This is a genomic window from Maricaulis maris MCS10 (assembly GCF_000014745.1).
In the GTDB taxonomy this organism is placed as follows: domain Bacteria; phylum Pseudomonadota; class Alphaproteobacteria; order Caulobacterales; family Maricaulaceae; genus Maricaulis; species Maricaulis maris_A.
The window spans coordinates 2,678,355-2,694,470 of the sequence record NC_008347.1; the positions used below are offsets into that span (position 1 = coordinate 2,678,355).

11 protein-coding genes and 4 pseudogenes are annotated in these 16,116 nt (G+C 55.6%); 8 read left to right on the forward strand and 7 right to left on the reverse strand.

Annotation, left to right across the window (positions count from 1 at the left end; translation table 11 throughout):
- Nucleotides 1–4: 4 nt before the first annotated feature.
- The 3 genes from MMAR10_RS12745 to MMAR10_RS12755 are packed head-to-tail and all read left to right on the forward strand — an operon-like array spanning nucleotide 5 to nucleotide 2,560.
- On the forward strand, nucleotides 5–1,519 hold the full coding sequence (locus MMAR10_RS12745) for a glycosyltransferase family 2 protein (protein ID WP_011644400.1): 1,515 nt from the start codon (nucleotides 5–7) through the stop codon (nucleotides 1,517–1,519).
- A gap of 4 nt (nucleotides 1,520–1,523) precedes the next feature.
- Nucleotides 1,524–2,222 (forward strand): hypothetical protein, encoded by a 699-nt coding sequence (locus MMAR10_RS12750; protein ID WP_011644401.1) that lies wholly within the window; start codon nucleotides 1,524–1,526, stop codon nucleotides 2,220–2,222.
- Entirely contained in the window at nucleotides 2,222–2,560 is a 339-nt protein-coding gene (locus MMAR10_RS12755; protein ID WP_011644402.1) for a nuclear transport factor 2 family protein, read from the forward strand. The genes MMAR10_RS12750 and MMAR10_RS12755 overlap by 1 nt, the downstream gene beginning before the upstream one ends.
- On the opposite strand, the gene MMAR10_RS17320 is transcribed toward MMAR10_RS12755, so the two are convergent.
- Complete coding sequence (locus MMAR10_RS17320) at nucleotides 2,539–2,970, reverse strand: hypothetical protein (protein ID WP_011644403.1); 432 nt, start codon at nucleotides 2,968–2,970, stop codon at nucleotides 2,539–2,541. The genes MMAR10_RS12755 and MMAR10_RS17320 overlap by 22 nt on opposite strands.
- Nucleotides 2,971–3,214: 244 nt before the next feature.
- On the opposite strand from MMAR10_RS17320, the pseudogene MMAR10_RS12760 reads away from it, so the two are divergent.
- From MMAR10_RS12760 to MMAR10_RS17165, 5 genes and pseudogenes are all read left to right on the forward strand, one after another.
- A pseudogene (locus MMAR10_RS12760) lies at nucleotides 3,215–4,345 on the forward strand (IS256 family transposase).
- Nucleotides 4,346–5,374: 1,029 nt separating this feature from the next.
- The gene (locus tag MMAR10_RS12770) at nucleotides 5,375–5,905 is read left to right on the forward strand and encodes a hypothetical protein (RefSeq protein ID WP_011644405.1); all 531 of its coding nucleotides are present in this window, start codon (nucleotides 5,375–5,377) and stop codon (nucleotides 5,903–5,905) included.
- A 24-nt stretch (nucleotides 5,906–5,929) separates the two neighbouring features.
- Nucleotides 5,930–6,691 (forward strand): hypothetical protein, encoded by a 762-nt coding sequence (locus MMAR10_RS12775; RefSeq protein ID WP_011644406.1) that lies wholly within the window; start codon nucleotides 5,930–5,932, stop codon nucleotides 6,689–6,691.
- A gap of 116 nt (nucleotides 6,692–6,807) precedes the next feature.
- Nucleotides 6,808–6,966, forward strand: a pseudogene (locus MMAR10_RS16945) (IS6 family transposase); the annotation flags it as partial.
- Between the two features lie 557 nt (nucleotides 6,967–7,523).
- Complete coding sequence (locus MMAR10_RS17165; RefSeq protein WP_233353832.1) at nucleotides 7,524–8,522, forward strand: hypothetical protein; 999 nt, start codon at nucleotides 7,524–7,526, stop codon at nucleotides 8,520–8,522.
- 93 nt (nucleotides 8,523–8,615) lie between these two features.
- Here MMAR10_RS17165 and MMAR10_RS17325 read toward each other — a convergent pair.
- The 6 genes and pseudogenes from MMAR10_RS17325 to MMAR10_RS16425 form a co-directional block, all read right to left on the reverse strand.
- Nucleotides 8,616–8,732: pseudogene (locus MMAR10_RS17325) on the reverse strand (integrase core domain-containing protein); the annotation flags it as partial.
- A gap of 30 nt (nucleotides 8,733–8,762) precedes the next feature.
- Nucleotides 8,763–9,905: pseudogene (locus MMAR10_RS16765) on the reverse strand (IS3 family transposase).
- A 293-nt stretch (nucleotides 9,906–10,198) separates the two neighbouring features.
- Nucleotides 10,199–11,032 carry a sulfotransferase family protein gene (locus tag MMAR10_RS12790; RefSeq protein WP_150099782.1) on the reverse strand — a complete coding sequence of 278 codons (834 nt, stop codon included), beginning with the start codon at nucleotides 11,030–11,032 and terminating at the stop codon, nucleotides 10,199–10,201.
- Nucleotides 11,033–11,129: 97 nt separating this feature from the next.
- Nucleotides 11,130–11,969, reverse strand: a complete 840-nt coding sequence (locus MMAR10_RS12795; RefSeq protein WP_041637000.1) for a hypothetical protein — start codon at nucleotides 11,967–11,969, stop codon at nucleotides 11,130–11,132.
- A gap of 106 nt (nucleotides 11,970–12,075) precedes the next feature.
- Complete coding sequence (locus MMAR10_RS12800) at nucleotides 12,076–13,215, reverse strand: glycosyltransferase (RefSeq protein WP_011644411.1); 1,140 nt, start codon at nucleotides 13,213–13,215, stop codon at nucleotides 12,076–12,078.
- Nucleotides 13,208–16,015 carry a glycoside hydrolase family 99-like domain-containing protein gene (locus MMAR10_RS16425; RefSeq protein WP_190273925.1) on the reverse strand — a complete coding sequence of 936 codons (2,808 nt, stop codon included), beginning with the start codon at nucleotides 16,013–16,015 and terminating at the stop codon, nucleotides 13,208–13,210. Before MMAR10_RS16425 ends, MMAR10_RS12800 begins: the two co-directional genes overlap by 8 nt.
- Nucleotides 16,016–16,116: the final 101 nt, after the last annotated feature.

The following is a 16,116-nucleotide window of genomic DNA, read 5'->3' on the forward strand; positions in this document are numbered from 1 at the left end:
TCACATGCAAGTGCTTATCCCGATTTCTGCCCGTTCGCCGTTTTTTCCCGAAGAAGATTATTTCTTCCCCAAGCCCCTGATCGAAGTGGCTGGTCGTCCGATGATTGAACTGGTCATCACCCTTCTGAGCAATCAGCTCAAGGATGCGTCCTTCACCTTCGTCATTGATCGCGACGATGCCCGCGCTTTCTCCATTGATCGCACCGTGGAGCTTGCTGCAGGGAACGGAACCAGCGTGATCGAGCGTATGGGCGAGACCTCCGGTGCGCTCTGTTCCTGCTTGCTGGCCATCGACGCGCTCGATCCCGAAGTACCGCTGTTGATCTCCAATTCGGACCAGATCATCACCGCGGATCTTGGCGCCCATATCGCGCGGTTCGAAAAATCCGGCGTGGACGCCGGTGTGGTGACCTTCGACTCTATCCACCCTCGCTGGTCCTATGTGGTGGAGGCCGAGGGCAACCGTGTCGCCCAGACCTTCGAAAAGAAGGTGGTTTCGCGCAAGGCCATCGCGGGCCTCTACTATTTTCGCAAGGCGAGCCAGTTCCTTGATGCCGCGCAGAAGACTATCCTCAACGATATGAATGTCGATGGTGCGTTCTTCATCTCCTCCGCGATCAATCAGACCATCCTTGATGGCAATGACGTGATGTATTCGACAATCGACAGGCGAGAATATCACAGCTTCTACGCCCCTTCGAGGATCGCCGAGTTTGAGCATAGTGATGTTGCAGCTGTGCTGCGCTCCGGGCCGAAGGCCGCCGAAAGCGTCAATGTGATCATCCCTGCTGCGGGTGAAGGCAGCCGTTTTGCCAAGGCCGGCTGGAAGAAGCCAAAGCCCTTTATCGATGTTGAGGGCCGCCCCATGCTCGATCACGTGATCGAAAATGTTGCGCCTGCAGGGGCCAGCGTCACCATGCTGCTGCGCGCCGACCACATGGAGGCGCAACCCGCGATCGTTCATCGCTTCGAGAAGGCGGGCGTGGATATCCTGCCGGTGGACAAGCTGACCGAAGGCACCGCGTGCACCGTGCTGTTGGCGCGCAAGGTTTTTGACAACGACCGCCCGATGATGGTGGCCAACTCCGACCAGCTCGTCGATTTCGATGTCACGGACTATGTACAGGACTGCCTTGATCGCAACCTTGACGGTTCGATCCTTGTCTTTCGTGACCCTTCGAAGAACCCGAAATGGTCCTTTGCCCGGACTGACAAAATGGGCCTCGTGACCGAAGTCGCCGAGAAAAAGCCGATCTCCGAACTCGCCACCGTCGGCATCTACCTTTTCGCCCGGGGCCGCGATTTCGTTTCGGCCACTGCTGATATGGTCGCAGCCAATGAGCGGGTAAACGGCGAATTCTACACCTGCCCGGTCTACAACTACATGATTGCCAACGGAGCGCGTATTGGCGTCTACGAAGTGCCGATGGGCGCCATGTCCGGTCTTGGCACGCCTGATGACCTGATTGGTTTTCTGGATGCGCGCGGCGCACCGGCTTCCCAGGACGCGCCGGACTGATCCGATGCGCGTAATTGTCCCCCTCGCAGGACCGGATTTCATCCGGGATGACGGCACACTCAAAGCCCAGATCAATCTCGGCGGTGAGCCGCTCTTGCGGCGCGTACTCACCTCCCGGCCCTGGGCCGAGGCGGTGGCAGCCGAAAATCATTCGTTTATCTTGTTGGATGCACCGGAAACCCGCGCCTTTGCCACAGGCCCGTTAGACAAATGGTATCCCGGGGCTTCGGTCACCTTCCTGTCCTGCTACACCCGGGGCGCGGCACTTTCTGCGTTGGCCGGGATAGCGACTGGGGCGGATACGGCCGGGCCAATCATCGTCGATCTGGCTGATATCATGTACTCCAGTACACTGGACCCGGCGACGGTCTTTGCCGCCAACCCTGATTGCGGTGGCATTGCGCTCACCTTCAAGGATGACAATCCGGCCTATAGCTACCTGAGACTCGACGCCTTTGGTGTCTTTTCCGAAGCTGCCGAAAAAAGGGTGATCTCGGAGCATGCCTCGGCAGGCACCTACATGTTCCGCAATCTGCCAATCTACCTGCGCGCACTGGCGCATGGGCTGGAAAACGAAGAGACCCAGACCTTCCGGAATCTCTTTTTCGTATGCCCGCTGTTCAACGGGGTGAAGGACCAGGGCAAGGGCGTACTGCTTGAGTCGGTGACTGACGTGACCGACATAAAAGTCGAGACAAGCTGATGGCTGATATTCGTGACATAACCGCTGCCTATGTGGCAGCCTTCGACGCCCGCGATTTGGACAAGGTCTCTCGATTCTTCGCCGAGGATTTTGAGCTGACCGATCCAAAGGTAAGCGCGCTCTCACCAAAACGGGATGTAATCGCCTATATCAAAGAGCTCTTTGACGCAAACGACAACCTCAGCTTCGTTGCTCACCGAATTCTAGCCGACAGCAATGCCTCGGTGATCCACTTCACCCTGACCCTTGGCGAGACCGTACTTGACGGTGTCGACCTGATTACCTGGGATGGAGAGCAGATGACGAGTATGCATGCCTACCTTGTGCCGCGCAGCTGATTTTTTCGGAAGGACGACTTAAAGAGGCGTTGTTCCAAGAGCAACCAACCTCCAGACAGCAACGCCGAAAACAAAGAAAGATCGCTTTTTGATTTTGGTGGGATCTGGTTGAAAAGCTGCGATGAGTTCCAAAGCCCCGGTGTGGGCATCGATTTGAGCAATGCCCGAAAGGTGGTGACGGCATGATTGGGCGGCTGTTTGCAATTGTTTGATCCCGTCTCTGAATGTACGATCTCCGGACGACGGATTGCGCCGTCCAGTTTCCGCCATTTCAGCTGGGCTGACATCATCAGCCCGAAGGCCCTGGCGAGGCCGGTCTTCCGGTTCAGGCAGTCTTTGGTTTTTCCGTCCGATGGCGGACGGTTGCGAACATGCTCTCGATCGGGTTCGAGGTCCGGATGTGCTTCCAATGTTCAGCAGTGTCCCAACAGATGGTGTAACTCCCACTGGTAGCGCCGGCTGAGCGGAGCCTTCGCATAGCGAAGCGAGACCCATGCGGGTGGCTTGGCGGCCATGGTTGTTCTTCGGCTAAGGTTTGGTTTGCAGACCTAACTTTGACCGAGGAGAACTACCATAACCAAGAACCGGCTATCAGATACCGCCGTGCTGCGTGCGCTTTAATCAGAGATATCTGACAGCAACCTGCTTGCCGAGATGCTCGGGTTCGTCGCCGACCGCCTCATGGCGCCGGGCGTCGATCAGCTCTGCGGCGCCGCGGCGCAGGAACGCAGCGGCGACCGTGTGAACCACCGCAACGGATACCGGTGCCGAGCTTGGGAAACGCGTGCAGGAAGGGTCGACGTGAAGATCCCGAAGCTGCGCAAGGGCAGCTACCTGCCCGAGTTCCTTGAGCCTCGCCGGGTGGCGGAGAATGCTATAACGGCTGTCATTCAAGAGGCCTATGTTCGGGGCCTGTCGACGCGCTCCCTCGATAATCTGGTCAAGGCGATGGGAATGACTGGCTGATCGAAGAGACAGGCCTGGCGGCTCTGCGGCGAGATTGATGAACGCGTCGATGCATTCCTGAACCGTCCGCTGGAAGGCGAGTTGCCCTATCTCCGGCTTGACGCGACTTACATCAAGGTCCGCCGTGGCGGTTGGATCGTGAGCGTCGCTGCCATAGTGGCCGTGGCGGTCAACCTGGACGGACGCCGCGAGGTTCTGGGCATCGCTGTCCAGCCAGGTGAAATCGAAGTCTTCTGGGACGAGTTTCTGCGTTCTCTGGCCGATCGCGGACTGTGCGGCACCCGCCTGATCATCGCCGACGATCATAAGGGGCTGAAGGCCGCCGCGGCAAAGGTGCTCGGTGCGACCGTCCAGCGCTGCCGCGTCCACTTCATGCGCAACGCACTTGCTTGCGTCGGCAAGAAGGACAATCCAATCGTCACCGCGACGCTCAGAACCACCTTCGGCCAGGACACGCTGGCCGCGTCGAAAAAGCATTGGGCCAGGCTGATCGACGCGTTTGAGCCGCGCCATCCTAAGCTCGCGGATTTGATGCGCCGGGCCGAGGATGACGTGCTGGCCTGCAAGAGCTTCCCCCGCGAGCATTGGGTCAAAGTCCACAGCACAAACCCACTTGAACGCCTCAACAAGGAGATTTAGCGCCGGACCAACGTTGTTGGCATCTTTCCAAACGAGGCTGCAATCACACGACTGGTCGGAGCCCTGATTCTGGAGCAAAATGATGAATGGGCAATCACGCGGCGCTACATGACGCTGGAAACCATAGCCGCCATTTGCGACACTACCCCTATTGACCCGGCAACAATCGCCGCCCTGTAACTGCGGCCAAGCCGAGGCCGAAGAACAAAGTTACACCATTCCCAGGCACTCTTTCGGCGAGCGTGGTCGCTTCCTGCCAGCCGGGACGGAGATTGCCCGTATCCAGACCGTGCACCGCGACGGTTTCGAGTTGACCCTGTCGCCGTCGGACGCGGGTCTGGTCGAGGCCGGTCAGACCGGGGCACTGATTTTGCGTGGTCAGCTCGACCAAGTCTATGCCATCCGCGTCCTTTCCTCGCAGTCTCCGGATCCGCAGTCTGACCAGGCTAATGGCTTGCCCAGCCTTGTTGCAACGGCCCTTGTCGAGGTTGAATCTGAAACGGACATGGGGCCGGGTCAGTCCCGGCTTCGAAGATCTATACCGGCCGTCGGTTGCGGATCCTGGTTTGGACCCGGCACATTGTGGAATTTGTCAGGATGGAGGCATCGACACTCCTGAACTGGCGAATCTGAACCAGATCTAGCTGGATGGTCCGCTGGATCAGCCCGAAAAAGGTGTTCTGGCCCGCGATCTCGCGACCGGCTCGATTCTTGTCGTGCCGAGAGCGATTGCTCGTGTGCTTTTGCGGATCAAACACGGTCGTTGGCAGCGATTGGGGACGGCCCAGAACAGGTGAAGCAGGACAGGGTCGGTATCGCCAGCCTCCTTCACTCGGTGCAGCACCTGCGCCAAGTCAACAGGGGTGGTCCGGGACCTTTCAACCCGCTTTTCGTACGCCTCTCGCTGGTCAGCGTCGCGCCCTTTTCAGTGCCACCTGACCGGCCTCGCGGTAGCCCTTGTCGGGCCCGTGTCTCTGTGGCTCATGGCAGCTCTATTTCTGGTCGCCGCCTGGCTGGGCATTCAGAGCGACTGGGCGATCGCCGGCGCATTCCAGGGTATATTCTCACCGGAAGCATTGTTGAGGTTCAGAATAGCCGCGGCCCTGCTCAAAGTGTTTCATGAGCTTGGGCATGTTCTCGCTGCGACACGTTTTGGAACTCGGGTAGCGCAGGCGGGGTCTTGTTCATTGCCCTTTTCCAATCCCCTTTGTGGATTGTTCCGATGCGGACGTTTCGGCCAACCGCAAACAGCGGGGCATTATCAGTCTGGCCGGCCTCTTCACCGACCTGTTGCTCGGTGTGGTCATCTTCACTGCCTGGCATTTCACGACCGGCGACTTCCTGCGCGCGCTTATTGGCAACCTGTTTGTCTATCTGACCATGAATTCCGTGCTCTTCAACGCCAATCCCCTTGTCAAGCTCGACGGTTATTTCGCCCTGATCGATCTGGTTCGGTATCGCAACCTCTCGCAAGACGGCGGTCGATACTTCAAGCGCCTCCAGCACTGGCTGAGTGCGTTCGGGCGGCGTGGTGAGGCGCCGGGAAAAACGCATGAGGCCGCGAGCCTCACCTTTGCAGTCATAAGCTTCCTCTATCGGATCTACATTGTGGGTTTCATCGCCTACAGCCTGCTGCCGCGATACATGGGGCTGGGAGCGGTTGTGGTCAGGTGGGGCATGATCGCGATGTTCCTGTCGCCGCTTGCCAGATCCCCGGGCAGCACCGCTGGCCGTGGCTAATCGGATACGGGGCCGATATGGGATGTGCGCCTCGCGGTCCTGGCCGTAATCGCCCTGTCGTTGGCCCTGGCCCGGGTTCCGGCCCGTCTTGAAATCGAGATCGCTCTGGAAACGTCCGGCTACTACGCTGTGACAACCCCCGAGACCGGGCAGCTTGTGACGCTCGCCGGGCATGACGACGTCGACGCGGGCGCCGTACTTACCGACTTTGACTTCCGCCTTTTACAGGAGCAGCTGGCCAAGCGTCAGGCTGATAGCGAAATCGCAACCCGATCGCTGGATGCCGAGCGGGATGGTGAACCACTCAGGGCGACGACAGCCCGTCAGCGATTGGGCGCCCTGAATGATCAGATCGAGCATTCGGAGGCGCGGTTGGCGGCCGAAACCCTGACCGCGATCGCCGGCGGAGTTGTTCTTCCGGGCACGGATCGGCCATCTGGTGCGCACCTGGAAACAGGATCGGTCTTGGGTGTGTTGTTGCCCGCCGAAGGTGAAGCGATGCTGTCAGGGCACTTCCCGGAGGATCATGTCGATTACTACCGCGAGGTGGTTTCCGGTGCCCAGTTGCGGTTCGCTGGACGGTATTACGATATGTCTGACGACGACATCATCCTGCAGGAGCGGATGAGCATAGATCAGCAAAGCGGCCAAAGACTATACGCCCATCAGGTGCGGGCCCCGCTCGCTCCGGCGGCGTTGGTGGGGCGGACTGGCCGGGTCAGACTGGATTTCAGCCCTGAAAACCTGGGCAACGCCTTGTTTTCCATACCAGAGGCCTGCTCCTGAATCTGCAGGATGTGCGCTTGCCGGAGGTGGAGCGGCAGTTGGGCACGCAGCGCTAACTGGCTCCGAGCTTTCGAGACCGATCCGCACTTGTCTGACACCACACCGGCTCAACAATCAGGGCGGAAAACTCGCACCAGCCATTACGACGGCGAGAGAAAAACATGACGCGGTTCAGGTCGATGCGAAGTCTTCAAAAGTTCGCCATCATCCAGTCTTCCATCCACAATCACTTCAATCCTGAACGACATCTCTATTCCCGATCAGACTTCAAGTAAATCCGCGCCGCTACCCTCGCCGAATGGCGCCAACTCGCCGCCTGACGTTGATTCAAGCTCGACATTAGAGACCAGTCCGGTTTTGCCTGACAGCCCCTTCAAGGCTGCCGGCTATGTCCTAGGTCTATCACATGGTGCTTTAGCTGCTTCACATATTCGCCTCGAAGGGTTAACATATTGATTGCAGGGGTACTTCTCTGGGCATAATGCAGAATTAGGAAGGCGCCAATTTGGTGCATGAAGATGGAGTAAAAATGGCGAAGAGCCGATTGTTCAATTGGTTGTTTTGACTTTTCAGAAGGAACGTGCCCTTGATGCCTAACTCGTGTCTTGACGTTGTTATTTGCGGGAGTATCAGGAGCCCCTTGGAGGGCCTTTTAGCCGTTAACGTCGCCAGTTCTCTCAGCAGCCTTGGTTATATAGACGACATCTATCTGTCGACTTGGAGCAGCAACGACGGTCCGGCCGCAGAAATGCTATGCGCAGCTAGAGCAAGCCCATTATTCACACCAGACGAGAAACTGGCGCCTGCTGCGTCATTGGGAGGTCCGAACCTGGTGTCAGGCTACGCACAGTTACTTCAACTGTTTGCCGGAGTTCGTTCCAGGCGACCAGGAAATGGAGTACTGAAGCTTCGGACCGACTTCGTTTTGAGAGACCTCAAATCATTTTGTGAACAGGTAAGGGTGTTTCGATCGTCCGATAGGGTGTTTGTAAAACACCTTTCGACCAATAATCTATATGATTTTGCCGACCCAATTTTCTATATTCCGAACTGGTTGCTTGAAGACTTTTTGCTGCCGGATAAAGAAACTTTGGGCGAGTTGTCAAAACGTCACCGGGTACCGGAATCAATTATCTTCAGCAGTCTATTCAGGACTGTTGATGTGGATTTGTACCGGTTTTTCCTGCAAGAGAAGATGCCGGATTTTTGTGCACGGATTTCAGAGCGTTGGCCAAATATCCTAGATGAGGATAGCATGGCGCTGTCCCGATACCGCAGCTTGATAGCCCGGCATGTTTCCCTTGTTGATCGCCGTGGGTCGCTACCCGCTTCGCTTTCCGAATGGCACTCCGATGGGTCTCACCTTGGTCTTGCGCCTTATCGAAACAACAATTTCTCCGTGAGTGATGACTCCTTAATCCGGGGGCTTCCCGAAGCGCTTTTGGTTCCAGAGGGCCATGACGAACCAGATCCTCGGCAGGATGAGCTTGTACCAACAAGTGCCTATTTCACGTATGAGGCTATGGGTGGAATTAGAGTGAATGGCCGCCCCCTGTTCGCGGAGCACGTCTGGCCGTCACCAGAAGATGTCAATCGCTTAGGCATCACAGGCACTATACTTCACATTCACCAATCTTATAATCTGTCTGGCGACCGTGAGCTGAGCCGAGCATTGGGCCTGTTGTTGGGGGCATCGGGCCTTCCAAACGGAGTAGAGATTGCATTCCCAGATGAACTGAAAACTCAAGCGCAGAAGATCCAGCGGGACTATTTCCGGGCCGAGCTTTGTGAATTTGACGTGACGCAGGATCATGAGCATTTCACAACCTAAGTGTCGTTTCTCAAGACGTTGTTTAGTAAGGCGTTGAGCTTTTTGGCTGGCGGTTGCCTGGCCAGAGCATAGTGCGGTCGGTTGCCTGGCCAGAGCATAGTGCGGTCGGTTGGTGTTGTACCAGTCCAAGTGTCGCACGAGGTCGGCGTTAAGGCTGTTGGATGATCGGTAAGGGGTGGCGTAGGCCCATTCTCTGAGCAGGGTTTGGATGAAGTGACCTGAGCCCTTTGGCTCCCTCGTTCATTTCGAAAGTCTGAGCCTTTCATAGTCCATGGTTTGAGGTCTGGCGAGCGAGGCGGGAGCGGAGCCCCCGCGTAGCTCGAGCGACCGGCACGCTGCGGGGGGGGGGGGCGTCAGCCCGCCCAAGGATGAGTGGGGCCGGTGGTGGTTGTAGTCATGCCGCCAACGCGCCAGCACCTTGCGGGCATGGGCGAGGCTGTCGAACACCTAGTCGGTGAGGCATTCATCGCGCAGTTTTCCATTGAACAGACTCTACGAAGCCGTTCTGCTGCGAGGCGCGATGTAGTGCCAGGCGATGCCGCTCTGCTTCTGCCATTACAGGGTCGCCCGGCTGGTAAACTCCGTCCCGTTGTCGGACACGATGGTCTCCGGCTTGCCACAGAGCCGGATGCAGCGATCTAGCTCACGGGCCACGCGGGCGCCTGACAAGGACGTATCCGCCACCAGCGCCAAGCACTCGCGCGTGTAGTCGTCGCTTACATGAGTATGGGGAGCGCCGCGCCGGGCCGAACACGTCCGCCACAAAGTCCAGGCCCCAGCGCTTGGTCGGCCCGTATGGCACAGGCATCGGCTCTCGTGTACCCGTGGCCCGCTTACGGCCGCGCCTGCGCTTCACCGCCAAGCCCTCTTCCTTGTAGAGCCGTCGCAGCTTCTTGTGGTTCATGGTGAGGCCCCCACGTTCCAGTATCAGCCCGATCCGACGATAGCCGACGCACCGCCGCGACCTCACGCAGGCGCGTGCGCATCTCCGCATTGTCGGGCACGGCTTCTCGTCGCACCGCCTTCGGATCGACGCTGACCGGTCGGCGGGCGCGGCGTTGGGAGATGTCATAGGTCTCAATCACCCCAACCGCCGCGTCCCGCTTCATCCGGGGCATCGTCAGGGCGTTCTCAGCAGATCTTTCAGGATCGACACATCCAGCATGCTGTCGGCCAGCAGCTTCTTGAGCCGGGCGTTCTCGGTCTCCAGCACCTTCAGCCACCGGGCATCAGACCCGTCCATCCCGCCGAACTTGGCCTTCCACTTGTAAAACGTCGCCGAGCTGATCCGTGACGTCGGCACACCTCAGCCGTCGACATGTAACGCTCCTGTTCCGCCAGGGTCGCGATGATCTGCTCTTCTGAAAATTTACTCTTGTGCATCGTCTGTCTCCGTAACGACAGACTCTCGATTCAAATGCGGGACCAAATGGGGCTCAGGTCAAAAGGCGAACAGACTCTACTAACGACCGGCCCGGATCACGGGACTGGGTCAGAGCCTCGAAATTCACGGGCGCGCCGAAGGCGTTCATTTTGAAGCAAGGTGAAGCCGGGATTCCGGTTGCCGAGATTTGCCGCAACGGCGGGATCAGCTGACCTGAGACACTCCGGTCAATATCGGCAAGGTCAACGCACTCACTAACTGCACAGACCATACCGGTGACCGAAGGCTGCGCTTATACCATTCTCGACAAACCCCGGATCCCTATCAGAAGGTCCTGATGCTTTCTCACCAACGGAGCCATATGGGGCCACCAATCAAGGCCAGATTGCAAAGGCCAAGGATCATCGAGTGCAACCTCGACTTCTAGAAGAGACTGCGGCTTGGAAAGACACTCGAACAGAATTTCACAATCCCTCTCCAGACCCGTACCGGAAAAGCCATGACATTGGCCGCTTGAACGCCTCAAATCCGGATTAGGCACGTGGCAAGCCTGTTCCGGCTGAGCATTTTCAATGGCCGCCCACCGAGAAATCATATCCAAAGTCTCTTCTGGCCGTGTGAGCAAGGCGTCATAGGTAACCACGTTTGCATCTGGTTCGAGGGCGCGCACTGATCGGAGCACATCCGTCACGTAACGCCACCAAAGCATACCGCCAACAAACCCCGGGAGGTGGTCCCTCGAGAACAGCGACCTCGCTACCTCTGACGGCCTTCGTACCACCAAGAGAAGCCGATGAGGTATGTTTAAAGCTTGCAGGAAAGGCAGCCATAACGGCAAAAAGCGGCTGATACGAGGATCCTTGATAAGTAGAGGCCTGTCTCGCGCCAGCATGGCTGATATCAACTCCTGCCCCTCCGACCAGACCGCCAGCAACTTCGGATCAGCCTGCCATTGGTCGTCGAAGGCTCGAGGATCCCACCAGGCACTACCGAGCGCCTGAAACAATCTATCATGCATCTTCGCCAAACTGCGTGACTCGAAATAGCCCTGCACGTTCCAAACATTGGGCTCCATGAGATCCGTTGGAAAATCATAGCCCAATAGGCCACACATTTGGGCGGCCATCGACGTTCCGCACCTGTGCATGCCACAAACAATGAGAACGGGCTGGGTCATTCTGAAGCCAATTCCAGGGTACTCAAATGCGCCGAAAGTGCCATACCTATTCCTCAACGAGCGTGCCACAACTCTGGAGCAGGTCGGCATAAAACGCCAAAAGAAGTTTGAGCTCCTCACTGCTCATCAGGGCATGTGAATCTCCCGTCGGTTTGAAACGCAAATCTTCAGGCCAATCATCGTCTGCGTAATGCGCCTGGAATGCAGCTCCAATTTGCGCTTCTAGCCTGGACAGGGGTAATACAGGGTGGCGCTGGGCGACTTCTCGAATGAGCCCAACATATTTGTGCGGCTGATAACCGCCCCACGATTTAAGAATCACCTCACCGATCATCGCCGACATGAAGTCGATCGACACATTTACATAGCGGCTTGGCGGTTCTGGAAATTCATCCTGAGTCTTGGTGACGAGCCGTCCAAATTCTCCCTGGAGATTATGCTTGATATTATCATATCTGATGACGTGAACATGTTCTTCGCCGATGGCCTCTTTCCAGGAACGCACAACGTCGTTCGGGAAGAATTCCAGCGTTTTGAGGAAGCCGAAAACATCAAGCTTCCTATCGTAAACATATTGATGTTTAATTTGGGATAAAAAGTACGCGCGCTTGTCTCGCAATATTAAATAAGTATTTATTTCGTCAAAGAAGTCACGGGCCACGGCAACTAACCAGTTTACCTGCTTGCGCGAAAGTGCAGACATGTCCTCGCCAGACATGAGAATCTGCAAATTATCAGGATCCGACGAAGACGCCGCCAATTTGCTAAAACAATCCCTCAGCCCTTCGACATCGCCTTCTAACGCAAATCGCCGCAACTCGGAGTGCTGAATTGGGTAATTGGGGAATAAATTCACGGGATAATCGACACCATACTTTCTCAGCATATAGTCCCTAAAATGCGAAAAATATCGCTGTATTGAAGTACTTCCCGTCTTATGAGAGCCAATATGTAAGTGCAGGCACTTCATAACTTTATCCTATTATTTAGAGCTACCCATTCAAAATTTCTCTGAGACCAATATCCAGCTTCTGGGAGATGGGGAAGTCAAAAAAGTTCTGCTGCGCAAATTTTCTTGCTCGGTCGCCAACTTGCGTTCCGAGTTTTCGATTTCGCAAAAGTTTCAATCCAATTTCAACCGCGTGATTAACATCAGGGTCAGCCCAATATTGCCCTTCACCAAACGGGTACTCACCTGCTCCAATGTCGACGAGGTCGTAGCGAATGGGAAAACAACTGCGATCTTGAAGCAGATCCACTGCACCAGACCAGTTCGTGGCCAAAACCGGCTTTCGAAGCCCCATTGCCTCGCCAATTCCTCGGCCGAATCCTTCGCTGCGATGCAAACTGAGATAGGCGTCACAGCAAGCCAACAAGTTCGTCTGACTAAAACGATCCAAATTCTCGTTAATCATAACGATATGATCATTTATACTTTCCGGCAGATATTTGGAAATCGCATCCTTGGCAACAGCTCCGCCACCTGATTTCATTTTCAGACAGATCTGAAAATCCTCGTACTTTGCCTCGCCTGCCAACTTGTCACAGAACTCTAGAACGGCTTTCGGGTTTTTTCGGGCGGAAAACGATGTCAAGTCGAAAAATGCCAAGAATACATAGGCGCTCTCGCGGATCCCGAACTGCCGCCGATAGGCGCTCACAGCCTCATGCCGCTCTACAGACTGCCCCACAATAGGAACTGGTTGGCCCAGTGACTCCTGCAGCGCCTGACTCACGAATGACGAAATACCCAGAACTCCGTCGAACTGTTTCAATCCCTCGCACCACTCGTCCGGATAACGGGGCAACTCCCAGGCCGGCACGATGATAGTATTTTTTACTTTCGACCGCCAATCAGGATCCTGCTTTTCCATGGCTCTAAGCGCGGCGGGAACTTCATCACCATTCAAGTGAAAAATCAGTGTCTCGGCTACTGGCTTATCGACTTCCGAGTGCTGCAACTGACTCACAAGCCGCTCATCCTGGCGCTTCGCATACTTATAGATGTCGTATACCTTGGGCTCTACGCCAATCGATTGGAGAGCGCTGACATGGCTCAGCAATTGTTCTGACATGCCTATAGACGCGTGCGGGTGACCGATCAGGCAGATGTCATCGAGAACATTAGACATTTACGTTAGCCTTTGCGTTGCGGACTGCTTCTAGCCACGCATGGCCATGGTGGAGATCGGGTTCAAGGTAGGTTCCTTCAGCCCATTCATTCCAAGCATTGATAAAGATAGCCTTCTCGCCTGCGGCGCCCAAGGCCTTTGCCTTGCGCATCTGGACCTCAAGCAAGGCCTGAAATTTACCCGGACAATCGCCTAAGAAGATATCGCCCCGATCACCGCGCCTAGCCGAATTATCCCAACCTGTGAAGGCAGAATGAAAATGCCTCCACGCCGGAGCCCCTCGCCTCACTAAGGCTTCGTAGGCGCCATCAACACTGTATAGCTTGCCGTAGAAATCCTTAGGAATCACCGGCGGCGTATCTACAGGAAAACCGAGATTGTGGGGCGGAAACTCAATAGACCCATCCAGGCCCAAGCCCGCAGGGTCCTCCATTTTGTCCGCGCGCTCCATCGCATCCACAGCCAAGAGAAGTGGTTCTTCTAAACCGAGCCTTCGGACTTCTCTTCGCATAACCTCGAAATGACGTTCAGGCTCGGGGAAAAGCGAGGGGCGGTAGATCGCTATGACAGGGCGACCATTCATGCGGATATATCGAGGATCAGCCAAGGCGTCCCGATGCGCTCGGATAAATTGTTTCGAAGATTCGAGGTCGTGTTCCTGCCCGAGAAGTACAGCTCGATTACGCCCATCCCAGGTTCGGGTCCAAGGTTCGTTAGCCCAACACACACAGAAATCGAGTGGGATATCCTTGTTCCGAACCAGCATTTCTAGAGGGCGCTCAAGAATTCGTCTTCCCGAGAAATAATAAGAATAGAAAACAAAGCCATCGATCCCGTAACGATTCGCTAAACTGGCCTGAGCTCTCAAAGCGTTAGGATCTAGGAGATTATAATAGCCAAGGTCAGTTGGAACCCGTGGCTGCCGATGGTCTTCAAACAAAGCTTTTGCCCGGCCCACATTGGTCCATTCGGTGAAGCCCCTGCCCCACCATAAGTCGTTCTCCGGTACAGAGTGATATTGAGGCAAATAGAAGCAATAGGCCTTAACCGCATGGTCATCCGCGACGCGCTCAAAAGTCTGCCTATCTCTGATTGTGTTACGATTCGTAGCAGACAAGGTTTGCTTGTACTGCGGCGATATCTTGTTTGAGCTCAAGCTCAGGTGGTGCCAGATTAGCGCCTTATGAACATAACGTGCACGACGCCCCTTGACGCGCGTGCGTAGGCCGAGCTCAACATCCTCACAATATGCCGGCGCCAGCCGGTCATCAAACAATCCGCGTCGGGTGATCAGGTCCTCGGTCCGGAACGCCAAACACACGCCTGATAAATAATCTACATCACGGTCAAAATTATAAGCCGGCGCATTCGGGCTATCATTCAATCCGACCATTGTCGTTGAAGCTTCACACCCCAAAGCGCCGCCCGCTTCCTGAAGAACTCCCGACGGATATAGGACCTTGGGCCCAACAAGACTAACATTCGGGTCCGTCTCCAGCTCCAAGATTAGGTTCTCGAAACAATCACGTTCTATAATTACATCATTATTGATTAGAATAGTGAACGGAGTTCTGACCTTCTTAATGTTGGAATTGACGTTCCGTAAAAAACCTTTGTTGATTGCATTCCTATGATGGTAAAGACCAGCTATTCCAGCAAGTCGACTAAAATCCTCTGTCGACTTGTCATCAAATATATGGACCTCACAATTCTTGGCGCTGCTTGAAACGGCGATCGAGTATAATAGATCGATCGTTACATCGACTTCATTGTAGACGGGTACCGCGACGGCGATCGTTGGGTTGTCGACACAGAAGCCTTCGAGGTGAAGATAGGCCAGTTTCTCGGCCGAACTCAAAGAGGTGTACTCGGCAGACAGGGGGGCCAGCCCCAACTCGCTCCGCCGCACTTCGAGCGCGCTTTTCTCAATTCGCCGAAATTCATCGCGCGCGCGCTCATAGTTCAACGGAAAGACAGACGGCTCGACCTCAATACGATTGGCTGAAACGCGCTCGGGACCAAGAGGAGCATCGGTCGGCAATACAGGAACAAATGCCTCGCGTCCTTCGTAACGTCCGGAGCTCAAAAAGTGCAGAAGCGGAGGTACCTTTTCGGCTCGGACATCCGCGTGGTTAAGCATGTATTGAACGCCGTCGAATTCTGGCGAGGAAGGAACAAAACTGGGGTCACCGTTAAGGACGAACCAGGATAAGGCAGTTTGCGCGTTTCCGAATGGCCCGAAGATTCGGTCAATATGTGCTAGATCAAGGTAAGGATTGGGAAAACGGCCCTCGTGCACGCCAGACAGCCAAAAATGCCAATGCGGATTCATTTGAGCTTGGGCAACATCGGGCTGCATTTTCAGGTAATATTGCGGATCAAAGTAGGGCGTGGTCGACTGCTGCTTCTCAACCCTGTCCACCAAAACTTTAAAAATCTGCGCTACAGACTGGCGCCGGTAATCGAGGACCTGTTGGTCAAGCAACCAATCGAGGCGGACCATTGGATGAGGGTCCGCTCCCTGACGACACCCTTCAGCACAAAAATGTGCCAAGGCGTTAATTGTGGAGTCGAACTCGATCCCGACCACTTTGGCATAATGCGCTGCATCAAAGACGGGAGAAGGAAGACAGGGAGCCATCGCAGACAAGTCTGCCAAGTCATCGAGCTTCACACTGCCCCCAAGTGCAAGTTCGAGATATGCGGGAGAATAAACGCGCCCGAGTATTTCTAGCGACGGCGCCGCCGGCACGGCACTTGTCTCAGCGGCAAACCAAAGCGGTTGCAATCGTTCGACCAAGACCGAAACCCTACGACCAAATTTCCATCCTCGCCCCGTCATGTGACCTATTCTGCGCCTCGAATGTACCGGGCTGCTCGCATTTGCGCATGCGACCCAAC